17 protein-coding genes and 1 pseudogene are annotated in these 23,100 nt (G+C 69.3%); 11 read left to right on the top strand and 7 right to left on the bottom strand.

The features are described 5' to 3' along the window. The first annotated feature begins 57 nt into the window (after positions 1-57). The 4 genes from dnaK to RPX00_RS12350 are packed head-to-tail and all read left to right on the top strand — an operon-like array spanning position 58 to position 4,278. Positions 58-1,917 carry a molecular chaperone DnaK gene (dnaK, locus tag RPX00_RS12365; RefSeq protein ID WP_406639658.1) on the top strand — a complete coding sequence of 620 codons (1,860 nt, stop codon included), beginning with the start codon at positions 58-60 and terminating at the stop codon, positions 1,915-1,917. A 49-nt stretch (positions 1,918-1,966) separates the two neighbouring features. Continuing rightward, positions 1,967-2,620, top strand: a complete 654-nt coding sequence (grpE, locus tag RPX00_RS12360; protein WP_406639657.1) for a nucleotide exchange factor GrpE — start codon at positions 1,967-1,969, stop codon at positions 2,618-2,620. 33 nt (positions 2,621-2,653) lie between these two features. Then, positions 2,654-3,838, top strand: a complete 1,185-nt coding sequence (dnaJ, locus tag RPX00_RS12355) for a molecular chaperone DnaJ (RefSeq protein ID WP_406639656.1) — start codon at positions 2,654-2,656, stop codon at positions 3,836-3,838. Positions 3,839-3,843: 5 nt separating this feature from the next. After that, a complete protein-coding gene (locus tag RPX00_RS12350; RefSeq protein WP_406639655.1) occupies positions 3,844-4,278 on the top strand; it encodes a heat shock protein transcriptional repressor HspR in 435 nt (144 codons plus the stop codon). A gap of 103 nt (positions 4,279-4,381) precedes the next feature. Here the strand turns inward: RPX00_RS12350 and RPX00_RS12345 are convergent, their stop codons facing one another. Next, entirely contained in the window at positions 4,382-4,957 is a 576-nt protein-coding gene (locus RPX00_RS12345) for a TetR family transcriptional regulator (RefSeq protein WP_406639654.1), read from the bottom strand. Between the two features lie 83 nt (positions 4,958-5,040). Here RPX00_RS12345 and RPX00_RS12340 point away from each other — a divergent pair, with 83 nt between their 5' ends. Then, positions 5,041-5,973 carry an SDR family oxidoreductase gene (locus RPX00_RS12340; RefSeq protein ID WP_406639653.1) on the top strand — a complete coding sequence of 311 codons (933 nt, stop codon included), beginning with the start codon at positions 5,041-5,043 and terminating at the stop codon, positions 5,971-5,973. A gap of 1 nt (position 5,974) precedes the next feature. Here RPX00_RS12340 and RPX00_RS12335 read toward each other — a convergent pair whose 3' ends face one another. Beyond that, the gene (locus tag RPX00_RS12335) at positions 5,975-6,634 is read right to left on the bottom strand and encodes a response regulator (protein ID WP_406639652.1); all 660 of its coding nucleotides are present in this window, start codon (positions 6,632-6,634) and stop codon (positions 5,975-5,977) included. After that, entirely contained in the window at positions 6,627-7,685 is a 1,059-nt protein-coding gene (locus RPX00_RS12330; RefSeq protein ID WP_406639651.1) for a sensor histidine kinase, read from the bottom strand. The genes RPX00_RS12335 and RPX00_RS12330 overlap by 8 nt, the downstream gene beginning before the upstream one ends. Positions 7,686-7,820: 135 nt before the next feature. On the opposite strand from RPX00_RS12330, the gene RPX00_RS12325 reads away from it, so the two are divergent. Continuing rightward, on the top strand, positions 7,821-8,519 hold the full coding sequence (locus RPX00_RS12325; RefSeq protein WP_406639650.1) for a hypothetical protein: 699 nt from the start codon (positions 7,821-7,823) through the stop codon (positions 8,517-8,519). On the opposite strand, the gene RPX00_RS12320 is transcribed toward RPX00_RS12325, so the two are convergent. Both RPX00_RS12320 and RPX00_RS12315 read right to left on the bottom strand, forming a co-directional pair. Beyond that, positions 8,498-9,205: a dienelactone hydrolase family protein gene (locus RPX00_RS12320; protein WP_406639649.1), complete on the bottom strand. Its 708-nt coding sequence runs from the start codon at positions 9,203-9,205 to the stop codon at positions 8,498-8,500. The two genes, RPX00_RS12325 and RPX00_RS12320, sit on opposite strands and share 22 nt — an antisense overlap. Before the next feature lie 35 nt (positions 9,206-9,240). Beyond that, complete coding sequence (locus RPX00_RS12315; RefSeq protein ID WP_406642887.1) at positions 9,241-10,419, bottom strand: globin domain-containing protein; 1,179 nt, start codon at positions 10,417-10,419, stop codon at positions 9,241-9,243. Between the two features lie 344 nt (positions 10,420-10,763). Between RPX00_RS12315 and RPX00_RS12310 the strand changes: the two genes are divergently transcribed. The 4 genes from RPX00_RS12310 to clpB all read left to right on the top strand — a co-directional run bounded on the left by RPX00_RS12310 (position 10,764) and on the right by clpB (position 17,425). Beyond that, positions 10,764-11,252, top strand: coding sequence for a MarR family winged helix-turn-helix transcriptional regulator (locus RPX00_RS12310; protein ID WP_406639648.1), 489 nt, complete (start codon positions 10,764-10,766; stop codon positions 11,250-11,252). Positions 11,253-11,290: 38 nt separating this feature from the next. Further along, on the top strand, positions 11,291-13,411 hold the full coding sequence (locus tag RPX00_RS12305) for an MFS transporter (protein WP_406642885.1): 2,121 nt from the start codon (positions 11,291-11,293) through the stop codon (positions 13,409-13,411). A gap of 138 nt (positions 13,412-13,549) precedes the next feature. Beyond that, positions 13,550-14,737 (top strand): MFS transporter, encoded by a 1,188-nt coding sequence (locus tag RPX00_RS12300; RefSeq protein WP_406639647.1) that lies wholly within the window; start codon positions 13,550-13,552, stop codon positions 14,735-14,737. A 93-nt stretch (positions 14,738-14,830) separates the two neighbouring features. Further along, positions 14,831-17,425, top strand: a complete 2,595-nt coding sequence (gene clpB / locus RPX00_RS12295) for an ATP-dependent chaperone ClpB (protein WP_406639646.1) — start codon at positions 14,831-14,833, stop codon at positions 17,423-17,425. A 302-nt stretch (positions 17,426-17,727) separates the two neighbouring features. Here clpB and RPX00_RS12290 read toward each other — a convergent pair. Next, positions 17,728-18,372, bottom strand: a pseudogene (locus RPX00_RS12290) (hypothetical protein); the annotation flags it as partial. 281 nt (positions 18,373-18,653) lie between these two features. Here RPX00_RS12290 and RPX00_RS12285 point away from each other — a divergent pair. Then, positions 18,654-19,802, top strand: a complete 1,149-nt coding sequence (locus tag RPX00_RS12285; RefSeq protein WP_406639645.1) for a glycoside hydrolase family 105 protein — start codon at positions 18,654-18,656, stop codon at positions 19,800-19,802. Between the two features lie 44 nt (positions 19,803-19,846). Here the strand turns inward: RPX00_RS12285 and RPX00_RS12280 are convergent, their stop codons facing one another. Then, a complete protein-coding gene (locus RPX00_RS12280) occupies positions 19,847-23,032 on the bottom strand; it encodes an arabinosyltransferase domain-containing protein (protein WP_406639644.1) in 3,186 nt (1,061 codons plus the stop codon). Positions 23,033-23,100: the final 68 nt, after the last annotated feature.

The raw sequence follows: 23,100 nt of genomic DNA, 5'->3' as shown, positions 1-23,100 counted from the left end.
AAACCGCAGGTCACGAACATAGCATCAGCACCGGAGAAGAACACGAGAGGAAGCACCATGGCGCGAGCGGTCGGCATCGACCTCGGCACGACCAACTCGGTCGTCGCCGTCCTTGAGGGCGGCGAGCCGACGGTCATCGCCAACTCGGAAGGCTCCCGTACCACCCCGTCCATCGTCGCCTTCGCCAAGAACGGCGAAGTGCTCACCGGCCAGCCGGCGAAGAACCAGGCCGTCACGAACGTCGACCGCACGATCCGGTCCGTGAAGCGGCACATCGGCACCGACTGGAAGACCGAGATCGACGGCAAGGGCTACACGCCGCAGGAGATCAGCGCCCGCGTGCTGATGAAGCTGAAGCGCGACGCGGAGGCGTACCTCGGCGAGGAGATCACCGACGCGGTGATCACCGTCCCGGCGTACTTCGAGGACGCGCAGCGGCAGGCCACCAAGGAAGCCGGCCAGATCGCGGGCCTGAACGTGCTCCGCATCGTGAACGAGCCGACCGCGGCCGCGCTGGCCTACGGCCTGGACAAGGGCGAGAAGGAACAGACCATCCTGGTCTTCGACCTCGGCGGCGGCACGTTCGACGTCTCGCTGCTGGAGATCGGCGAGGGCGTCGTGGAGGTGCGCGCCACCTCGGGTGACAACCACCTCGGCGGCGACGACTGGGACGAGCGCATCGTCACCTGGCTGGTCGACAAGTTCAAGGCCGCCAACGGCATTGACCTGACCAAGGACAAGATGGCGCTGCAGCGCATCCGCGAGGCGGCCGAGAAGGCGAAGATCGAGCTGTCCAGCTCCAACTCCGCCAGCATCAACCTGCCCTACATCACGGTGGACGGCGACAAGAACCCGCTGTTCCTCGACGAGACGCTGTCGCGCGCCGAGTTCCAGAAGATCACCTCGGACCTGCTGGACCGCACCAAGGCCCCGTTCAACAACGTCATCCGCGACGCGGGCATCTCGGTCGGCGACATCGACCACGTGGTGCTCGTCGGCGGTTCCACCCGCATGCCCGCGGTGGCCGAGCTGGTCAAGGAGCTGACCGGCGGCCGCGAGCCGAACAAGGGCGTGAACCCGGACGAGGTCGTCGCCGTGGGCGCCGCGCTGCAGGCCGGCGTGCTCAAGGGCGAGGTCAAGGACGTCCTGCTGCTCGACGTGACCCCGCTGTCGCTGGGCATCGAGACCAAGGGCGGCGTCTTCACCAAGCTGATCGAGCGCAACACCACGATCCCGACCAAGCGGTCCGAGATCTTCTCGACGGCGGACGACAACCAGCCGTCGGTGCAGATCCAGGTGTTCCAGGGCGAGCGCGAGATCGCGGCGGCGAACAAGAAGCTCGGCATGTTCGAGCTGACCGGTCTTCCGCCCGCCCCGCGTGGCGTGCCGCAGATCGAGGTCACCTTCGACATCGACGCCAACGGCATCGTGCACGTGACCGCGAAGGACCTCGGCACGAACAAGGAGCAGTCGATGACGATCACCGGCGGCTCCGCGCTGCCGAAGGACGACATCGACCGCATGGTCAAGGACGCCGAGGCGCACGCCGAAGAGGACAAGAAGCGCCGCGACGAGGCCGAGACCCGCAACCAGGCCGAGACGCTGGTCTACCAGACCGAGAAGTTCGTCAAGGACAACGAGGACAAGCTGCCCGAGGACCTCAAGGGCAAGGTCAAGTCCGCGATCGACGAGGCGAACGAGGCGCTCAAGGGCACCGACTCGGCCAAGATCCGCGAGTCCATTGAGAAGCTGAACACCGCTTCGCAGGAGCTGGGCAGCGCGCTGTACGCGAACGCCGAAGGTGCTCAGGGCGCCCCGGGCGCGGGCGCTGAGGGCGGCGTCTCGAGCGAGCAGCCGAAGGGCAAGGCGGACGACGTGGTCGACGCCGAGATCGTGGAAGAGGACGAGAAGAAGTGACCCCCGCCACTCCGAGACCGAGGGCACTGGCCCCGAGGAACCGGTAGTCGTGCGGGATCGGCGACGGGTGGACCCGCAGACCGGCGAGGTCCGCCCGCCCGCCGCGGAGGAGACTCCGGCCGGTGAGGAGCCCGCGCAGCACGCGGGCCCCTCGCTGGGCGATTCCGTGGACGAAGCCGTTCCGGCCGCGTCCGACGTCGAGAAGCAACTGTCCGAGCGCACCGCCGACCTGCAGCGTCTGCAGGCGGAGTACGCGAACTACCGCAAGCGGGTCGACCGCGACCGCGAGGCCGTGGTGCAGGGCGCGAAGGCGTCCGTGGTCGGCGATCTGCTGCCGCTGCTGGACGACCTCCAGCGCGCGGAGCAGCACGGCGACCTCACCGGCGCGTTCAAGTCGGTGGCCGACAAGCTGGTCAGCAGCTTGGAGCGGGCCGGGCTGGAAGCGTTCGGCGCCGAGGGCGAGGAATTCGACCCGAGCATCCACGAGGCCGTGCAGCACAACACGTCCCCGGACGTGAAGGGCCCGACGGTCACCCTCGTCATGCGCCGCGGCTACCGCTTCGGCGAGCGGGTGCTGCGGGCGGCACTGGTCGGCGTGACCGACCACGAGCCCGGCGAGGCTCCGGCGGAACAGCCGGTGGACGGGTCGGTCGGCGGCGAACTGCCGCTCGACGGTTCGGTCGATGAGTCCGGCCAGCAGTAACAATCGGTTTGCAGCGAAAGGAGGAGACACCCGATGAGTGCTCGGGAGTGGATCGGCAAGGACTTCTACAAAGAGCTGGGTGTCTCCTCCGACGCGACCGCGGACGAGATCAAGAAGGCCTACCGCAAGCTGGCGAAGGAAAACCACCCGGACGCCAACGCGGGCAACACCGCGGCCGAGAACAAGTTCAAGGCCGTGTCCGAGGCGTACGGCGTGCTGTCCGATCCGGCCAAGCGCAAGGAGTATGACGAGGCGCGCACGCTCTTCGGCTCCGGCGGCGCGGGCGGATTCGGCGGCTTCCCCGGTGGCGGCGGAGCCGGCGGGTTCGACATGAGCGACCTGTTCAATCAGGCGGGCGCACAGGGTCAGCAGGGTGGCTTCGGCGGCCTCGGGGACATCCTCGGCGGCATTTTCGGCCGCGGCCGGGGCGGTGCCGCCGGAGCGACGGCGAACCGGCCGCAGCGCGGCGCGGACGTCGAGACCGACGTGCGGATCGACTTCCTCGAGTCGGTCAAGGGCGCGACGCTGCCGTTGCGGCTGTCGAGCCCGGCCACCTGCGGCACCTGCGGCGGCAACGGCGCGAAGCCGGGCACCTCGCCGCGGGTCTGCCCGACCTGCAGCGGGTCCGGTCTGGTCAGCCGCAGCCAGGGCGCGTTCGCGTTCTCCGAGCCGTGCCAGGACTGCCGCGGCCGGGGCAAGATCATCGACGAACCGTGCCCGGAGTGCGCTGGCGAGGGCATCAGCACCCGCACCCGCACGCTCACCGTGCGCATCCCGCCGGGCGTGAAGGACGACCAGCGGATCCGGCTGGCCGGCCAGGGCGAACCCGGCCGCGGCGGCGCGCAGGCGGGCGACCTGTACGTGCGCGTGCACGTGGCCCCGCACAAGCTGTTCGGGCGCAAGGACCTCAACCTCACGCTCACCGTGCCGGTGGACTTCACCGAACTCGCGCTGGGCACGACGGTCACGGTGCCGACGCTCGAAGGCAAGGTGTCACTGAAGGTGCCCGCGGGTACCGCGAGTGGCCGAGTGTTGCGCGTGCGCGGAAAGGGCATTCAGAAGCGGGACGGCGCGCAGGGCGACCTGCTGGTCACGCTGGAGGCGGCGGTCCCGGAGAAGCTCGACGACAAGGCGCGGTCGGCACTCGAGACCTACGCCGAGGCGATGAAGGGCCACGACCCGAGGCCTGAGATCACCGAGTTGCTCGAAGGCAGGTGAGGGTGATGTTCGGCGGCAATCCGGGACTCCCGCACGGCGCGGACGAGGACACCCCGGTATTCGTGATTTCGGTGGCGGCCCAGCTTTCCGGGCTGCACGCGCAGACCCTGCGCTCCTACGACCGGCACGGCCTGGTCTCGCCAGGCCGCACCGCCGGCGGCGGGCGGCGCTATTCGCTGCGCGACATCGCCCTGCTGCGCGAGGTCCAGCGCCTCTCGCAGGAGGACGGCGTCAACCTGTCCGGCATCAAGCGCATCATCGAACTGGAGAACCAGGTCGACGCGCTGCAGTCCCGGGTGCACGAGCTGACCGAAGAACTCGCCGCCGCTTATGCGGCCGCCGAACAAGCCGCCGCTGCGGTGCACGCGTCCTATCGCAAGGACCTGGTGCCGCTGCGGCAGACCACCTCGATGGTGGTGTGGAAGCCTAAGCGCCGCTGAGCTTGTCGTGAGTGGCGATCGCGGTTAGAACCGTGATCGCCACTCACGAGACCCCGCCCCTCCCGACCGCCGCCGGAGGGGCTTTTTGTTGCCCTGTCCCCGCTCACTGTCCTAACTGGACTCCAGCCCCCAGCTCCCGCAGATCCGCGAACGCCTCATCCAGATACTCATCCAACCCCCGCCCAGGCGCGCTGATCCAAGCCTGCGTCGCGTGGTGAAACGTCGCCCACCCGGCATGCGCCGCCAGCCGCGCCACCCGATCCTCCACCCCGCGCTCCCGCAACGCCTCCGCGAGCGCCTCCGCCAGCGACGCGGCCTTGGCCAAATTGCGCTCCCGCAGTGTCGGCGTAGCGGCGATCAGATCCCGCCGGGGTTCGGCGAACGGGAGATTCCGCTCCATGATCCGCCCGGCCTTCTTGAACGCCCGCAGCAGGATTTCCAGCGGCGCAAGGCCTTCCGGGGCTTCGGCGACCGACTGGGTGAGGTCCTCGCGCAGGTCGGCTTCGCCGTCGAAGAGCACCTCGCGCTTGTCCGGGAAGTGCCGGAAGAACGTGCGCTCGGTGACGCCGGCCCGGGCGGCGATCTCCGCGGTGGTCGTCTTGTCGAAACCGTTTTCCCGGTACAGCTCCAGTGCCGCCTGTTTGAGGCGGCTGCGCGCTTCTGCTCCGGACCGTGGCACGTCGTGAGCCTACCTGTCGCGCGCACAAGTGACAGTCACTGTCGCTACGTGTAGAGTCAGTGACTGACACTAAGGAGCCTTAAATGCACGTTTTCGTCACTGGCGGATCCGGCCAGACCGGGCCCGCCGTCGTTGCCGAGCTGGTCAGGGCCGGGCACGCGGTTACCGGCTTGGCTCGTTCGGACACCTCCGCCGCCCGGCTCGCATCGCTTGGCGCGACGCCGCACCAGGGGTCGCTCGACGACCTCGACAGCCTGCGCCGCGGTGCCGAAGCCGCCGACGGCGTGCTGCACATGGCGCAGGGCGGCAGCTACGCCGACCCGGACGACCTCATCCGCCGCGACTGCGAGGCGATCGACGCGCTGGGCCAGGCGCTGGTCGGCACCGGCAAACCGTTCGTCAGCACGTCGGGCACCTTGGTGATGAAGGCCGGCCAGGTCAGCACCGAACTCGACCCGGCCGACCCTGAATCGGTGGCCTACTTCCGGATTCCCGGCGAACAGACCTGCCTCGGGTTCGCCGACCGTGGCGTCCGGGCGAGCGTCGTGCGGCTCGCGCCGACCGTGCACGGACCGCGCGACCACGGGTTCATCCCGGCGCTCATCGCGGGCGCGCGCCGGGCCGGGGTTTCGGCGTACATCGGCGAAGGCACGAACCGCTGGCCCGCGGTCCATCGCGATGACGCGGCGGTGCTTTTCCGGCTGGCGTTGGAAAAAGCGCCTGCCGGGAGCGTGCTGCACGGCGTCGGGGAAACCGTCACGATCAAGAGCGTCGCGGAGAAGATCGCGCAGCTGCTCGACCTCCGCGTAAAGTCATTGACGCTCGAAGAAGCCGCCGAACACCTCGGGAACCCGTTCCTGGCAAGGTTTTTCTCCCTCGACGTGCCTGCCTCCAGCGCGCACACTCAGGAACTGCTGGGCTGGACGCCGAATCACGCGTCGCTGCTGGAAGACCTGGAGACCGGCGACTACTTCACTCCGGAAGCCAGCGACCGGGCCGAGGCGGTCTGGCGGTAGGTCAACGCCGGGCGCGCACGAGGCCGGATTCGTACGCGACGATCACCAGCTGCGCACGATCCCGGGCGTCGAGTTTCGCGAGCAGCCGTCCGACGTAGGTCTTCACCGTCGCCATCGAAAGCTGCATCCGCTCGGTGATTTCCACATTGGACAGTCCACTAGCGACTAAGGTGAGCACCTCGCGTTCCCGTGGGGCAAGCGCGGCGACGTCCGCACGCGGCGGGGCGTCCGGGATCCGGGCGAACTGTGCGACCAGCCGCCGGGTGATGGACGGGCCGAGCAGCGCGTCCCCGGCGGCGACCACGCGTACCGCCGCGCACAGGTCGGCCGGGCGGGTGTCCTTGAGCAGGAAGCCGGTCGCTCCGGCGCGCAGTGCGGCGAACACGTGCTCGTCGAGGTCGAACATGGTCAGCACGAGTACCCGCACGTCCGGGGCCCGCTCGCCGATCAGCCGGGTCGCTTCGATCCCGTCCATCACCGGCATCCGGACGTCCATCAACACCACGTCCGGTTGCTCCGCCACGGCCAGCTCGACCACCTCGGCCCCGGTCGCGGCCTCGCCGATCACGGTGAAGTCCGGTTCGCTGTCGAGCAGCAGCCGGAAACTCCCGCGCAGCAAGGCTTGATCGTCCGCGACGACGACGCGGATCTGGTCAGCCATCGGCGCACCGGAGGGTCGCGGTGACGCGGAACCCGCCGTCCGGACCGGGTCCGGCGAGCAGTTCGCCGCCATAGAGGGCGACGCGTTCACGCATGCCGGTCAGCCCGTGGCCGAGCCGTAGTTCGCCGATCGGTGCCGTGCCGTCGTCGGTGACCTGGATCCGGATCTCGTCCGCGCCGACCGCGACGACCACCCGGCAGCTGGCTGGCGCGGCGTGTTTCACCACGTTCGTTACCGCTTCCTGCACGATGCGGTACGCGGCCAGCGCGACCGGTTCTGGCACCCGTGCGGTACCCAAGACGGTCAGCTCGACGTCGACGCCGGTCTGGCGTGCTCGTTCGGCCAGCCCCGGCAACGCGGTGAGCGGGTCTGCCGGGGTCTCGTCGGCGTCGTCGCGCAACACGTGCAGCAACCGCCGCATCTCGCCGAGCGCCGCGCGGCTGGTCGCTTCGATCACGCGCAACGCGTCGCGCGCTTCCTCCGGTCGGCTGTCCGCGACATGGTTGGCGACGCCCGCTTTCACCGCGATCAAGCCCATCCCGTGCGTGACGACGTCGTGCAGCTCGCGCGCGATGCGGACGCGCTCGTCGACCAGGATCCGATGCTCGCGTTGCCGTTCCTGCCGCGCCGTTTGCGCGCGTCGAGACCGGACCGCTTCGGCAAGCCCCCACGTGAGCAACGCGAGCGGAACGCCGAACGCGTACCACCAGTGCCCGACCACCGCCGTGGCCACCGACACCGCCGCAACCCCGGCCGCCGCAGGCAAAGCGCGCGGCGGACGCACGAGGTACAGCACCGCGGCCGCGCCGACGAAGGGATCCCACAGCAACCCAAAAGCCGCAGCCGACGCGGAAACGGCCATGACACCGATCAATAGCGGCACCGGAGCCCGGCGACGCATCAGCACCGCGGCGGCGATCAGCGTCGCGATCACAGCGGACACGGGCAGCCGCCAGGGTTCTGCGTCGATCAGCAGGTTCCCGGCGAGACCGACGTCCGCGACGAGGAGACCTGCCGCCAGCGCGACGTCGCTCACTCGCAAAGGGGACATAGCACTTACGTTAGCCAGTGCGGCGCGCGTGCACATCGTGCTGTGGTGGGTCATCCCGTGGTTTAGTTCCGCAGCACGGAACTGTCCGCCCCAGACCGATGTGCGCGGGGTATCCGGACGGGCACGGTGAGCGGCATGTCGACCTTTCCCGGCCCTCGCCTCGGCGGAGTGGCGCTCGTCCTCGGTCCGGTGCTCGTGCTCGCCGGTGTGCTGCTACGCCTGCCGTACCCGTTCTTCTTTCCGCACCAGCTAGCCGCTTCCGTGCAGCATCCGGCCCAGATGACCGCGGCTTACAGCTGTTTCCTCGCCGGTCAGGTGGTGCTTCTCTGCGCAGTGTCCACAGTGGTCCGCCAGATCGCGGTGATGCAGCCGCGCTGGGCGGCGTGGTCCGGTGCGCTCGTGCTGGTCGGGCTGGCGGAGCGGGTCTTCCACGCCGGATTCGACCAAGCCGCAATGGATCTTGCTCGCCATCGCGGGGCGGACTACGCGACCGCCTTCGTCGCGGAGGCGTACGGCGATCTGCACCTGTTCAGCTTCTTGTCGTTCACGATCATGTTCGGCTGGCCGCTGCTGGCTTTCGCGGCCTATCGCGCCGGAGTGCTCGGCCGGGTGCGCTCGGTAGCGCTCGCCGCCACGACCGTCCTGCCGCTCGGTGTCCTCAAAGGAACAACGGCGTGGTCGATCGTCGCCGCCGTCGGGCTGTGTGTGGCTTTCGTGCCGTCGGGGATCCGGTTGCTGACGCAAGCCCAGCGGGCGGATCGCCGCACCGTCGGCCTCGCGTGTCTCGGCGCGGTCGCGGTCGGCGCGCTCAGTTACTTGAGCACGCTGGGCTGAAGATGCTCCTCGAAGAACGCCATGACTCGGTGCCAGGCATCAGAATCCGACGGCGCGTGATAGCCCATCCCCGTGACCTTCGCGAGCGCGGCCAGCGGTGCGGGCCGGTAGTGGTTCGCGAAGCCGTGCCCGGCGTCCGGATATTCCTTGACGTCGTGCGGGATTCCGCGTTCGGTGAGCGCGGCTTCGAGCTTGGCCGCCGCACCGCGCAGGGAAAAGTCCTTGCCGCCGAAGCTGCCGACGATCGGGCAGGAACCGTCCAAAGCGGACAGATCCTTCGGCAGTTGTCCGTAGTACGGCGCGGAAGCGTCGAAGTCCCGGGAGGCGGCCACCAACGCGAACCCGCCGCCCATGCAGAACCCGACGACGCCGACCTTGCCGGTCGCGTCTTCCCGTCCGGCGACGAGCACCCGCGCCGCCTCGATGTCCGCGAACGCCCGGCCCTCGCGGGCGAACAGGTCCTGGAAGGTCCGCTTCACGCAGCGGATCATGCCGCCGCGCGAGTACAGATCGGGGCTCAGCGCGAGATAGCCCGCGGCCGCGTACCGGTCGGTGATCTCGCGCGCGTCCTGGTTCAGCCCGAGTACGTCGTGGATCAGCACGACGGCCGGGAACGGCCCGTCGCCGGACGGCACCGCCAGGTAGCCGCCGATGTCCCCGTCCGCCACCGGAATCCGGATGTCCATGGCACCGACCCTAATCGCGCGAGCTGAGAACCGCCTCAGTCCGCGGTGAACGGGTCGTACTGGATCTGGTCCAGCGCGCTTCCGGCGACCAGCATCCGGGACACCGTCGCGCGGATCATCGCCGGCGAACCGGACACCAGGATGTCGTGGTCCGGCCACGCGCCGTACCGCGTGACCGCCTCGGCGAGGGTGCCGTGTTCGCAGCCGGGCAGGTGGTCGCCGCGCTCGACGACCGGGGTGATGGTGAGCCACGGGTTGGTCGCCGCGAGCGCGCGCAGTTCTTCGAGGTCGTAGAGGTCTTCCCGGGTCGGCCCGCCGTAGAACAGCCGGGTCTTCGGGTTCTCGCCCCACAGCGCGAGGTGGTCGAGGATCGCCCGCAGCGGCGCGACCCCGGTGCCGCCCGCCACCATGAGCACGCCGCGCGACTGCTCGCGGTTGACGGTCATCCGGCCCAGCGGCGGGCCGAGCCGCCAGACGTCGCCCGCCTGCGTGTGGCTCACGATCGCCCGCGACACCCAGCCGCCGTCGACCGCGCGCACGTGGAACTCGATGCCGCCGTCCTCGCGCGGCGCGTTGGCCGGCGACAGGTACCGCCACAACCGCGGCCGCTGCGGCACCTCGACGCTCATGTACTGGCCCGGCGAGTACGGCACCGGCTGGTCCGGGATCACCCGCACCAGCGCGAGATCCCAGGTGAGCCGCCGGTGCTCGACCACGGTGGCCGACCACGACGCCGGGTTCTCGTCCGCCGCCGCGGCCTCCTGCATCGCGCGCGCGACGATGGTGAACGCCTCCGCCCACGCGCGCTCGACCTCCGGCGTCCAGTCCGGGCCGAGGTGGTTCTTCAGCGCGGCCAGCAGCGCGGTGCCGACGGCCTCGTAGTGCTTGGGGGCCACGCCGAACTTGCGGTGGTCGCGGCCGAGCTGGCGCAGGAACGGCAGCAGATCGTCCGGCCGGTCCACCATCTGCACGACGCGGGCCAGCGCGCGGATGATCCGCCCGCCCTGCACCTCCATGTTGATCGGGAAGAAATCGCGCGTGGCGGGCGCGAGGGTGAACAGCATCCCGTAGAAGAACTGGGAGATCTCCGGCGCGTACGGCTCCGATTTGGCCCAGGTGTCGCGGATGAGCCGCACCATCGCGACGACGGCCGCGGGCGCCTGCCGGGGCGCGGCGGACGTGCGCGGGAGCGGGCTGATCGAATCGGCTGTCATCGGGCTGTCGTCGTTCATGGGTCGGGACCGGAGGCCGGGGGTTGGGAGGGAACGGTCACGGGCGCGGGGCGGTCGCGGTTGTCGGATTCGGCTCGCGCGTCCGCGCGGGGGAATTCGCCACTCCTGCTCCTCGTTGTCCTTGGACGTGCTCGCCGCGTCGGCATCGCGGGACGTCTGGTCCGCAGAGTAGCCGCACTGAGGCGGATTGCCCGCATCGTTGCTCCGGTCGGGTTACCGGCCGGTCGGGACGTGGGGCAGCTCACCGATTAGATAGTTGCCCTACGCAACCTTCGGTGTCTAAACTTGTAGAATACAAGCAAGTGGGCAGGGGCCCAGGAGGAACCATGAGCGTCGGCGACGATGTGCGGCTCGAACTGCTGCGGGAACTGAAGGCGTCCGCCCAGCTCCAGCACCTGTGGATCATGCAGGCGTGGCAGAACGAGCCGGGGCTGCACCCGGCCTCGGCGATGCTGCTGTCCGACCTCGCCAAGCACGGTGAGGCCCGCCCGTCCGAGGTCGCCAAGCGCAGGCTCGTCGACCTTTCGGTGATCAGCAGGCAGATCGCCCAGTTGCAGGCCGCCGGGCTGATCCAGCGCCGTCCCGCCCCCGAGGACGGGCGCGCGTCGCTGATCAGCGTGTCCGAGGCCGGCCTCGAGCGCCTCGAACTGTGGCGCAAGCAGTATCTCGAGTTCTTCGAGACGGCATTGGGCGGATGGGACGAGGCCCGGATCGAGGGCCTCACGTCCCAGCTCGCCGAACTGAACGAAGGTCTGCGCGCGACGCTCGGCCCGTCCGGGTACTGCGCCGGCCAGGCCCCGCACGCGGGAAAGTGAAGTAGCGAAAAGTGGAAACCACCGCATCCGGGCAGCCGATGACGCACCGGGAGATCCTCAAGGCGTTCACCGGGCTGCTGCTGGCCCTGCTCGTGGCGTTGCTGTCGTCGACCATCGTGTCCAACGCGCTGCCGACGATCCTCGCCGATCTGCACGGTTCGCAAAGCGAGTACACCTGGGTCGTCACCGCGACCCTGCTGACCTCGACCGCCACCACCCCGATCTGGGGCAAGCTCTCCGACCTGTTCAGCAAGAAACTGCTGTACCAAATCGCGATCGTCGTCTTCACCGCCGGTTCGGCGCTGGGCGGGATCGCGCAGTCGATGCCCGAGCTGATCACCTACCGCGCGCTGCAGGGCATCGGGCTCGGCGGGCTGCAAGCGCTGATCCAGGTCGTCATCGCGGCGATGATCGCCCCGCGCGACCGGGGCCGCTACACCGGTTACACCGGCGCGGTATTCGCCGTCGCGACCGTGTCCGGCCCGTTGATCGGCGGGCTGATCGTCGACTCGCCGCTCGGCTGGCGCTGGTGTTTCTGGGTGTGCGTGCCGCTGGCCGTCGTCGCGTTCATCGTGCTCGGCCGGACGCTGAAGCTGCCGGTGCTCAAGCGCAAGGTGCGGATCGACTGGCTGGGCGCGACCCTGCTGGTCGGCGGCGTCGCGCTGCTGCTGATCTGGGTTTCGCTGGCGGGCGGCAGCTTCGGGTGGGTTTCGTGGTCGAGCGTCGCGTACGTCGGCGGGGCGATTGTCGCGCTGGCGCTGGCGGTGTTCGTCGAATCGCGGGTCGCGGAGCCGGTGGTTCCGCTGCGGCTCTTCCGCAACCGCACTTTCACGCTGTCCGTGCTCGCCTCGCTGGCGGTCGGCACCGCGATGTTCGGCGGCTCGGTCTTCCTCGGCCAGTACTACCAAATCGCGCGCGGGTTCTCGCCCACGCACGCCGGTCTGATGACGCTGCCGATGGTGCTGGGCCTCGCGATCGCGTCGACTGGAGCCGGGCAGGTCATTTCCCGGACCGGGCGCACCAAGCCGTTCATGATCGCTGGCGGGGTTTCGCTGCTGGCCGGGCTGTTCCTGCTTTCGACGGTGGACCACGCGACGAATCTGACGCTGATGGGCGTCTACCTCGCGCTGGTCGGCCTCGGACTGGGCTTCCTGATGCAGAACCTGGTTTTGGTAGTCCAAAACACGGTCGCGATGAAGGACATCGGTTCGTCGTCCTCGGTCGTCACGTTCTTCCGGTCGCTCGGCGGCGCGGCGGGCGTGTCCGCGCTCGGCGCGGTGCTGTCCGCGCGGGTGGCCACGAACATCGCGAACTCCCTGTCGCACATGGGGATTCACAGCGGCGGCGCGGTTTCCGGTGGCGGCGGCACGTTCGCCATCAACTCGCTCCCGCCAGCGCTGCAGCCGGTGGTGCGCGGAGCTTTCGGCGACGCGACCGGCACGGTGTTCTTTGTCGCGGGCTGCATCGCCGTGGTCACCTTCCTCGCGGTGCTGTTCATCAAGGAGGTGCCGCTGCGCCGGACGCTCGACGCGGACGCGCCAGCCCCGGCTCCCGCTGCTGTTTCGGCCGAGGCTGTCTCCGTGGTCGAAGCGCCGGTCGAGGTGACCACTGTGTTGCGTGGCCGGGTTCTCGACGCGAACGGTCAGCCCGTGTCCGGTGTCGTGCTCACGCTCACCGACATGGCCGGGCGTCAGGTCGACGTTGGCCGTACGGGACGTACCGGCGCGTACGAACTGTCGGCGAACACTGCGGGCGAGCACGTGCTTCTCGCGACAGCGGGTTCGACGCGGCCCGCGGTGTCGACAGTGCGACTTAACGGCAATGCGCGTTGGCACGACTTGCTGTTGGACAGTCAGGGCGCTATCTCGGGCCGTGTACGCGCAGCCGGGCGACACGCCGCCGTCGCAGGCGCGGTGCTGACGCTTACCGATCGCCTGGGCACTGTTACTGCAACGCACATTGCAGGCGGCGACGGCACGTACCGATTCACGGGAATCGAACCGGGCGCCTACACGCTCACTGTGTCTGCACACGGATACACGCCGCACGCGGAGCCGATGACCGTTGGGGACGGTGCCGCGGCACAGCACGATGTCGAGTTGAGCGAAGCCGTGGAGCGAGAGTTCGTTAGGCACCAAGGAACACTTAGCGTCGACTAAAGGGGCTCGTGAGTGTTTATCGCGGTTAGAACCGCGATAGACACTCACGAGCTTTCTACTGGGAGTGGCATTTGCCGCCGAGCGATGCGCCCTCCCGGCCCTGCCTCGTCCCCCTTCCCCGGAGGTAGCGTCGAATATGTGACGCGAAGCAGGGTCGCGATGTTGCTGGCTATGGGGATCGACAACTTCGGTTCCGGACTTTTCCTTCCGCTCGCACTGCTTTACGTGACGCGGGTGATCGGTGTCCCGCTCGTCGAAGCGGGCACAGCGGTGACTTTGGGCACCACGGCAGGGCTTTTGATGCCACCGCTCGCCGGGCGGCTGGTGGACCGCGCCGGTCCGAGAACCGGAGTTCTCGCGGCGCAACTGTTGCAGGCTGCCGGAATCAGCGCGTATCTGTTCGCGCACGGCATCGGCGGCGTTGTGGTGGCCGCCATCATGCTTGGTGCCGGGCAACAATTGTTCTACAGCTGCCTGTTCGCGCTCATCTCCGAAGTCGCCGGAGACGTGCCGAAGGACCGGCCGTTCGCCGAAGTCGGGATGGTGCGCGCGGGCGGTTTCGGACTCGGCGGGCTGATGTCGTCCGCACTGCTCACCTGGTTCGGCGATCGCGGCTACGGCGTCGCGCTCGTCGTGGACGTCCTTACGTTCTTGGCGGCGGCGGGCCTCGTCGCGGCGTTCATCCCTCCCGGCCGCCGGTTCCCGCCCGCGGTCCGGGTCCGAAGCGGAGTGCTGCGCAACCGTCCGTACCTGACGTTGATCTTGCTGAGCGGCCTGTTCGGGTTGTCGCTCGATTTCTTCCTCATCGGCACGCCGGTGTTCGTGCTCGACCGGCTGCACGCGCCGACGTGGCTGCCCGGCGCGATCCTGTTCCTGCTGACCGTGCTGACCAGTGCCGGCGGCACGGTCGCGCTGCGGCTCACGCGCGGGCTCAGCCGGATCAGCGCGATGCGGGCCGGGTCCGCGTTGTTCGCCGCGTGGTGCCTGGCGAGCGTCGGCGTGCTGCTGGTGCCGCGAAGCTGGCAAGTGCCGTATCTGCTGGCCGCCACGCTCTTCTTCGCCGCCGGTGACCTGGTGTTCGGCCCACGCTCCGGCGCGCTCGCCGAGGCCGCCGCGCCGCCCGAAGCGAAGGGCCGTTACCTCGCCGCGTTCCAATACGCGTTCACTGTGGCTCAGGTGCTCGCTCCGGCGGTGGTGTCGTTGTTCTCCGTGGCGGCATGGTTACCCTGGGTTCTGGTCGGGGGTTGCGCTTGCCTCGCCGCGCTCGGGCTCGGCAGGCTGGGACCGAGGCTGCCCGCGGCTGCGGTGGCACCAATTCAGAGTTGAGCGGAACAGACTCAACTTTGCTGACGTTATACCTGTCGATGGGCCTTGGTCGGGCCTGTCACCAGGTATTTCCACGAACGCATGAGGTGAGGGATGGACGCTTTCAACCCGACCACGAAGACCCAGCAGGCGATCTCGTCCGCGGCGCAGGCGGCCACCGTGGCCGGCAACCCGCACGTGTCGGCCGCCCATTTGCTGGGCGCCCTGCTGGCGCAGGGTGACGGGACCACCGCACCGCTGCTGACCGCGGTCGGGGCGGACCCGGAGACGGTGCACAAGGAACTCGAGCCGATCATTCACGCGCTGCCGTCGGCGACCGGCGCGACCGTGTCGACCCCGCAGTTCGACTCGCCCGCGGTCAAGTCGCTCACGCAGGCGCAGAAGCTGGCCACCGAACTCGGCGACGAGTACGTGTCGACCGAGCACCTGCTCGTCGGCCTCGCCACCGAGGGCGCGCAGGTCGCGGACCTGCTCAAGCGGCACGGTGCCACGCCGGACGCGCTGCGCGAGGCGTTCGCGAAGGTGCGCGGGTCGGCCCGGATCACCAGCGCGGACCCCGAAAGCACGTTCAAGGCGCTGGAGAAGTACGGCGTCGACCTGACCGAGCGGGCGCGCGCGGGCGAGCTTGACCCGGTCATCGGCCGGGACACCGAGATCCGCCGCGTCGTGCAGGTGCTTTCCCGGCGTACCAAGAACAACCCGGTGCTGATCGGCGAACCGGGCGTCGGCAAGACGGCGATCGTCGAGGGCCTCGCCCAGCGGATCGTCGCGGGCGACGTGCCGGAATCGTTGCGCGGCAAGCGAGTCGTCGCACTCGACCTCGGGTCGATGGTCGCCGGCGCGAAGTTCCGCGGCGAGTTCGAAGAGCGGTTGAAGGCTGTCCTCAAGGAAATCACCGATTCCGCGGGCGAGGTCATCACGTTCATCGACGAGCTGCACACCATCGTCGGCGCGGGCGCGACCGGCGAGGGCGCGATGGACGCGGGCAACATGATCAAGCCGATGCTGGCTCGCGGTGAGCTGCGGATGGTCGGCGCGACCACGCTCGACGAGTACCGCCAGCACATCGAGAAGGACCCGGCGCTGGAGCGGCGTTTCCAGCAGGTGCTGGTCGGCGAGCCGTCGCCGGAGGACACCATCGCGATCCTGCGCGGGCTGAAGGAGCGTTACGAGGTGCACCACGGTGTCCGGATCACGGACGCCGCGCTGGTCGCCGCCGCGACGCTGTCGGACCGCTACATCACCGCGCGGTTCCTGCCGGACAAGGCGATCGACCTGGTCGACGAGGCCGCGTCGAAGATCCGCATGGAGATCGACTCGCGTCCGGTGGAGATCGACGAGGTCGAGCGGGCCGTGCGGCGTATGGAGATCGAGGAGATGGCACTGTCCAAGGAGGACGATGCCGCTTCCCTCGAACGGCTCACCGCACTGCGTGCCGAGCTGGCCGAGAAGCGCGAGGAACTCACCGCGCTGACCGCTCGTTGGCAGAACGAGAAGGGCTCGATCGAGACCGTCCGTGAGCTGAAGGAGCAGCTGGAGCAACTGCGCGGCGAATCCGAACGCGCCGAGCGGGACGGTGACCTCGGCAAGGCCGCCGAGCTGCGCTACGGCCGGATTCCGGTGCTGGAGAAGGAGTTCGAGGCCGCGATGGCCGCGAACGAGGCCAGCAAGCAGAACGTCATGCTGAAGGAAGAGGTGGGCGCGGACGACGTCGCCGACGTGGTCAGCGCGTGGACCGGCATCCCCGCCGGACGTCTGCTGGAAGGCGAGACGGGCAAGCTGCTCCGGATGGAGGAGGAGCTGAACCGCCGCGTCATCGGCCAGGACCAGGCAGTCCAGGTCGTCGCGGACGCCGTGCGGCGCGCACGGGCAGGCGTGGCGGACCCGGACCGGCCGACCGGCTCGTTCCTGTTCCTCGGCCCGACCGGCGTCGGCAAGACCGAGCTGGCGAAGGCGCTGGCGGAGTTCTTGTTCGACGACGAACGCGCGATGCAGCGGATCGACATGAGCGAGTACTCCGAGAAGCACTCGGTGGCTCGCCTGGTCGGTGCTCCCCCGGGTTACGTCGGCTACGACCAGGGCGGCCAGCTCACCGAGGCCGTCCGGCGCCGCCCGTACACGGTGGTGCTGCTGGACGAGGTCGAAAAGGCGCACCCGGACGTGTTCGACGTGCTCCTGCAGGTCCTCGACGACGGCAGGCTGACCGACGGCCAGGGCCGGACGGTGGACTTCCGCAACACCATCCTGATCCTGACGTCGAACCTCGGCTCGCAGGCGATCGCGGACCCGGCACTCGACGAACGCCAGCGCCGCGACGCGGTGATGGAGGTCGTGCAGCGCCAGTTCAAGCCGGAGTTCCTGAACCGGCTGGACGACATCGTGGTGTTCCACGCGCTGGGCACCGAGCAGCTGACGTCCATTGTGGACATCCAGGTCGCCCGGCTCGCCAAGCGCCTCGCCCAGCGCCGCCTGCACCTCGAGGTGACCGACGGCGCCCGGGAATGGCTGGCACTGAACGGCTTCGACCCGATCTACGGCGCGCGCCCGCTGCGCCGGCTGGTGCAGTCGGCGATCGGGGACCAGCTGGCGAAGCAGCTGCTGTCGGGTGAGGTTCGGGACGGGGACACCGTGAAGGTGGACCTGCCGGAGCTGGAGACCGGGGACACGCTGAAGGTGTCGCGGGTCTGACCTGACGCAGGTCGCCACACAAAAAACCGCCCGGCCGCTGACTGCGGCCGGGCGGTTTTCACATCAGGAAGAAGCATCCTCAGGACGATCCGATTCCACCGGCCGAGGAGGCGGAACCTCACCCCGGCCCGGCGGAGTCCGCGGCGCGGGCGGTGAAGGCTGCCGCTCCGTCATCCTGGTGTCCGCCGGGGACGGAGCCGACGTCTCGACCGCGCGGGGGTCGACCGGCCGGGTCGCCTGGGTGTCCGCCGGGGATGGCGCGCTGGTCGGAGTGCCCGCGGCAGGCGTCCAGGTGCGGTTCGAGTCGTAGTCCTCGTCGAACGGGTCCACGATGTCCGCGATCTCGCCCAGATCCCGCAGCAGCCGCTCCAGCCGCGACGGTCCGGCACCCGGCACCACACTCGCCAGCACCCACTCGTTCTCCAGCCAGGCCACCCCGACGTCGCCGCCGAGCTGGTCGGCCGCGTCGACCAGGTCCTGGGTGATGACCTGGCGGGCACCCTCGGAGTCGTCCGCGAAGGCGTAGCGCTGGCCGATCGGGCCGAGCATCTCCGGCATGTTCTCGCGCTGGAACGGCACGCTCGACAGCCACATCTCGACCGGCACCCGGTGCGTCTTGTTGCAGCGCACGGCCACGACCACCGCGGGCACCTGGCCCTGGGATTCGATGTCGAAGATGAACACCGGACGGCGGCCGTCGGAGGTGAAGGTGGAGCCCGCGACGACGTTCACCGCCGCGTCGGCGCCGAAGTAGCCGATCGCGCCCCCGACCACTGCCGGGGCAGCCGTTCGTCCTCTTCCACGAACTGCCACCCGCGCAACTGGGCCCAGCGCTGCCGTTCACGGTTGCGCGAGCCTTCCCTGGCCCGGTCCGCGAAGAGCAGGCCAAGCCCCGCCACCAGCGCGACGGCGGCGATGACGAACCAGATCCACGCCGAGATACCCACGCCGGTCAGGGTATCGCTGCCGGGCCCCGCTCCCGGGACGGCCGCACCGTGTCGGCGCGCCCCGTTTGGCCGGAACCGGCCAGGTCAGGTCGACAAATCGGCTAATCGCCGGGTTCGGGTGTCCATTCCGGACGACTTCCCGCTGACCGAGGGCCCGGCTGCGCCTATCCAGCGAAACCAGCGGACATCCCCGGACAGGATCCTTGCCGGAGCCGTCCGGCACCGGGTAGAGGTCGGGTGACCCCTTTCCCGCCGCCGCCGACAGCAGGAAGGACACCGGCATGTCCGTGTCGAGGAGATCGGTACTGGCTGGGACCGCGGCGACGCTCGGAGCGCTCGCGCTGCCCGGGACCGCGGCGGCACTTCAGGCGCGCGACTGGTCCCGCGCCGTCATCGACTCCACCATGAAGCGCTACACCCCGTCGTCCATCGGCGGCTGGAGCTACCCGCTCGGCCTCTACTTCTACGGCCAGTACCTCTTCTACCGCCGCACCAAGGAACGCAAATACCTCGACTACGTCGTGGCCTGGTACGACCGGTTCATCACCGACGACGGCATCTCCAACAGCTTCACCAGCCTCGACTCGATGCGCGCCGGCCAGATGCTTCCGTTGCTGTACAACGAAACCGGCAACGCCAAGTACCGCAAAGCCGCCGACCAGATCCGCAAGCGCTTCGAGACCTACCCGCGCACCAGCGACGGCGGGATGTGGCACGCGGTCAGCCGCAAGGGTCAGCTGTGGGGCGACGGGGTGTACATGGCTCAGCCGTTCCTCGCCTTGTACGGCAAGGTTTTCAACGATCCGAAGTACTGCTACGAGGAGTCCGCCAAGAATCTGTCCGTCTACTTCGGACACCTCAAGGAACCCGCGAAGGGCCTGATCTACCACGCCTACGACGAAACCGGCACCCAGCCGTGGGCGACCGGGCCGGGCAAGCACTCCAGCTTCCACTGGGCCCGCGCGATCGGCTGGTTCGGGATGGCGGCGATCGACATCCTCGAGGTGCTGCCCGCCGACCATCCGCGACGACCGGAGCTGATCGAGATCGTCAGATTCCTCGCCGACGGGTACCGCCGGTTCCAGGATAAGCGGACTGGCCGCTGGTACCAGGTGGTCGACCACGGCGGGGACGAAGGGAATTGGCTGGAGACGTCCGCGTCGTCGATGTACGCCTTCACCGTCTCCCGGGCGATCGAGCGTGGCTACCTGCCCGCTTCCTACGCCCAGGTCGCGCAGCGCGGGTACGCCGGGGTTCTGCAGAAGGTGTCCGTCGGGTCCGACGGGCTGACGAACATCGCCGATATTTGCGAGGGCACGAACGTCGGCGACCTGCAGTTCTACTTCGCGCGGAAGCGGCTGACCAACGACTTCCACGGGCTCGGCGCGTTCTTGATCATGAACGAGCAGTTCACCCGATACCGCGGCTAAACGTCCGTGAGGGGAACCCTGACCTCAGGGTTCCCCTCACGAAATTACGATTCGCCAGTCGGGTTGGCAGGCTTGGCCAGCGGCCCCGGCGACCACAGCCCGGAATGCGTCACCGACTGCTGATGCAACGCCGCCGAAGCCGGAAGCGCGTTCGAGACCTCGGGCTTCACCTCGTACAACGATCCCCAGTCCCGATCGACGTCGCCTTCCAGATACGTCGGCAACGTCTGCATCTGGGTCGACGCGTCCATCCACACGAACGGCCCGCCGCCTGCCGGCGAGGACCAGTACCGGCCGACCGTCCGGAGGTCGTCACCAGCGCTGATCCGGTACTTCGGCACCTCGGCGATCCCGTTGTGGATCGACGACGGCCGCAAGCACGGGTGCTGCGCCGCGGCGGCCCACTCCAGGAACACCGGGTCCTTCCCGACCACGTCGGTCATCTTCGCGATCTTCGGCGCCCGCGGCGCGCTGAACGCGAACCAGCCGTCGCTGCCGAGCCCGCGGCCCTTCGCCACGATCCGCACCTGGTCAGCGCCCGCGGGCACGCTGACCCGCGCGTCCCGCCATTCGGTGTTCTTCTTCTTGGCTTCGAGCTTTTCGCGGCTGACCACCTCGAACCCGGCGGGGGTGTTCTTGCCGAATTCGGCGGTCAGCGAGTTCGGGTCCTCGGCCTTGCCGGTGAGGGAGACCACGACCGGCACCGAGCCGTCGCGCGCCCGCTCCGGGATCGAGTACCACTGGGTGCGCAGGTCGCCCGCGCCGTCGCCGGACTTGTGGTAGCTGCCCCAGATCGGCGCGCCGTCCTTGCCGAAGTCGTACGGCGGCTTCCACTTGTCGTCCGACGGCATCCCGCCGTTGGTGACGAAGCCCTGCTGGGTGCTGGTGAGCCAGTCGTTCGGGTTGGTCCGGTACTCGGCGGGGGCCTGCCAGCCGGGCGCGGCGGTCCGCGGCTGCTGCGGCGCGGCTTCGAGAAGCCCGGCCTTCGGGTCGCGCTCGACCTTGATGTAGTCGGACAGCCCGCAGCTCTGCCCGGCCAGCTGGCGGATGTTGTCCGCCCCCATGTTGTAGGTGTCCCAGCGCTTCTGGATGCCCTTGGCGATGCTGCCGATCTCGAACAGCACCAGGATCGCGCACACCGTCGACAGCGGCGCGAGCCCGAGCCGCAGCGCCCGGCCGCGGTTTTCCAGGTCGGACTTCGCCACCGGCGCGGGCGGCACGAACGGTTCGTGCTCGTTGTGCTTCATGTGCTCGATCGCCGCGATCGCGAGCGCGACCGCCGCCGCGACCAGCGCCATCGTGCTCAGCTTGATGCCGAACACCTGCGGCGGCAGGTCGAACCACGGCACGCCCCACGCCGAGACGTACCACCAGGCGTTCGGCCCGGTGGAGGCCAGCGCGACGATCACCATCAGCCCGGCGAAGAACGCCGCGCGGTTGCGGCGCGAGAGCAACACAGTCGTACTGGTCGACAACGCGGTGAGCGCGGCGAGCGGCCCGCCGACCGCGACGAGCATGCCGAAGTGGTGCGTGTGCTTGGTCGGAGCCACCGCGAGGACCACAAAGGACAGTGCGCTGATGCCGAGCAGCCGTCGGCTCGGGCCGAGCGCCGCGCCGCGGATGTTCCCGCGCCGCAGCAGCACGACCGCGCAGGTCGCCAGGCAGAGGAAGATCAGCAGCACCGGGAACCGGCGCGTCATGGAGCCGTCCGGGCCGTTGCTGAACAGCATCGAGTACCGGTCCAGCTCGTCGTACCAGGAGCCGGTCGGGCCGAGCGACGACCGCAACCGCACCGATTCGAGCGCGCCGCGCAGCGTCTGGTCGCAGAAGATCAGCGCGAGGATCACCAGCCCGGCGGCGGCGATCGGCGCGAGCACCGGCACCCAGCCGAACTGGCGGGCGTGCCGCAGCACGATCTTCGCCAGCGGCTTCAGCCCGACCACGAACGGCAGCACGGCCATCAGCCCGTGCGGATTGACCGCGACACACAGCGCCGCGACGGTCAGCCCGATCGCCGCCGGGCCGAGCCGCCGGGTCGCCACCGCGCGTTCGACCGTGCAGATCGTGATCAGCGACAGCAGCGCGACGATGTTCTCCGGGCGCAGGCCGTTGTCGTAAGGCAGCCAGAACGCGAGGAAGACCGCGCCCGCCGCCCAGCCGGCCGCGCTGCTGGTCCGGACCTGTTTGCCGAGCCGGGGCAGCACGCCGCGGCTGATTAGCATCCAGCACGCGACACCCATGAGCAGCGACGGCAACCGCATCCACGGGGTGAGCGAGCTGACCTTGGCCATTGCCGCGTAGACATCGACGAACCACGCCATCGGCGCGTCCGGAGCGGCGAACCATCGGTAGTACTCGCCGATATAACCGGCGTCGCCGCGGATGCGCGCCATGGTCGTGAAGTAGCCGTCGTCGGCGGTCATCGCGCCGATCAGCCACCAGACGACGAGCGTGCCGAGCACGGCGACGTCCAGGAATTTCAGCTTCCACCAGCCGCGCGCGGCGAACCGGGGCGCGCGGCGGCCGGAAAGCCGGTCCAGGCGGTACAGCGCGAGGATCGCGCCGATGAAGCAGAGCACCGACAGCACGATCGCGGCCAGCTTGATGCCGGTCGCGGTGCTGGCCCAGCGGTTGTCGACCTGCGCGGAAACCGAGAGACCCTGCGTGTCGTCCTGATTGGTGAGGTCCGAGTAGAACCCGGTGAGCTGCGGGCGGCGGTCGTCGGTGGAATCGGCCAGCCGGGTCCCGCCGACGGACGCGGTGGTGTGCTTCGCGTCGCTGTGCACGGCGATCGTGCAGTCGCCCTCGCCGAGCGGCGCGTCGCCGAGCTGCTGGCCCTGTGAAGAGAGCGTGAGCTTGCCGTCGCCGACCTGCAGGGCCATGCCGGTGACGACGCCGATGCCGGAGTTGGGCGGGTTCGTGCTGAACAGCACGGCGCTGCCGTCAGTGCGCGCGTCCAGGGCCCGCGCGGTCGCGCACGGAACCTTCGCGTCGAGCGAGATCGGCGCCTGCGCGGTCAGCGGGGCGGACACCGCTCTGGTGCCCTGGGCGGTCGGCCAGTCGAGGGTGGTTTGCTCAAGCGTGACGGGCAGGAACGGGACCGCGATCGCGAGGATCGCGCCAGCGATTCCGAAAACCGCAGCGAGCAACCGCGCCCGGCGCCCGGCTTGGCTCGTGCCGATAGCTGTCGGCGACGCCTTTTCGGCGGCTACGGATTCGAGGTCGACCACGCCCCGCAGGCTATCCAAGCGGATGTGGGCTTCCCGCTGGGGACTCTCCCGGGGGCGGACCCACCTGG

The organism is Amycolatopsis sp. WGS_07 (assembly GCF_045278895.1).
Lineage (GTDB): Bacteria > Actinomycetota > Actinomycetes > Mycobacteriales > Pseudonocardiaceae > Amycolatopsis.
This window is presented reverse-complemented; position numbering and strand designations above follow the sequence as displayed.

Excerpts from the sequence above, each read along its gene's own strand:
- dnaK (WP_406639658.1), top strand. The coding sequence starts at position 58 with ATGGCGCGAGCGGTCGGCATCGACCTCGGCACGACCAACTCGGTCGTC.
- dnaJ (WP_406639656.1), top strand. The coding sequence starts at position 2,654 with ATGAGTGCTCGGGAGTGGATCGGCAAGGACTTCTACAAAGAGCTGGGT.
- RPX00_RS12350 (WP_406639655.1), top strand. The coding sequence starts at position 3,844 with ATGTTCGGCGGCAATCCGGGACTCCCGCACGGCGCGGACGAGGACACC.
- RPX00_RS12340 (WP_406639653.1), top strand. The coding sequence starts at position 5,041 with ATGCACGTTTTCGTCACTGGCGGATCCGGCCAGACCGGGCCCGCCGTC.
- RPX00_RS12335 (WP_406639652.1), bottom strand. The coding sequence starts at position 6,634 with ATGGCTGACCAGATCCGCGTCGTCGTCGCGGACGATCAAGCCTTGCTG.
- RPX00_RS12330 (WP_406639651.1), bottom strand. The coding sequence starts at position 7,685 with ATGTCCCCTTTGCGAGTGAGCGACGTCGCGCTGGCGGCAGGTCTCCTC.
- RPX00_RS12325 (WP_406639650.1), top strand. The coding sequence starts at position 7,821 with ATGTCGACCTTTCCCGGCCCTCGCCTCGGCGGAGTGGCGCTCGTCCTC.
- RPX00_RS12320 (WP_406639649.1), bottom strand. The coding sequence starts at position 9,205 with ATGGACATCCGGATTCCGGTGGCGGACGGGGACATCGGCGGCTACCTG.
- RPX00_RS12315 (WP_406642887.1), bottom strand. The coding sequence starts at position 10,419 with ATGACAGCCGATTCGATCAGCCCGCTCCCGCGCACGTCCGCCGCGCCC.
- RPX00_RS12310 (WP_406639648.1), top strand. The coding sequence starts at position 10,764 with ATGAGCGTCGGCGACGATGTGCGGCTCGAACTGCTGCGGGAACTGAAG.
- RPX00_RS12305 (WP_406642885.1), top strand. The coding sequence starts at position 11,291 with ATGACGCACCGGGAGATCCTCAAGGCGTTCACCGGGCTGCTGCTGGCC.
- clpB (WP_406639646.1), top strand. The coding sequence starts at position 14,831 with ATGGACGCTTTCAACCCGACCACGAAGACCCAGCAGGCGATCTCGTCC.
- RPX00_RS12285 (WP_406639645.1), top strand. The coding sequence starts at position 18,654 with ATGTCCGTGTCGAGGAGATCGGTACTGGCTGGGACCGCGGCGACGCTC.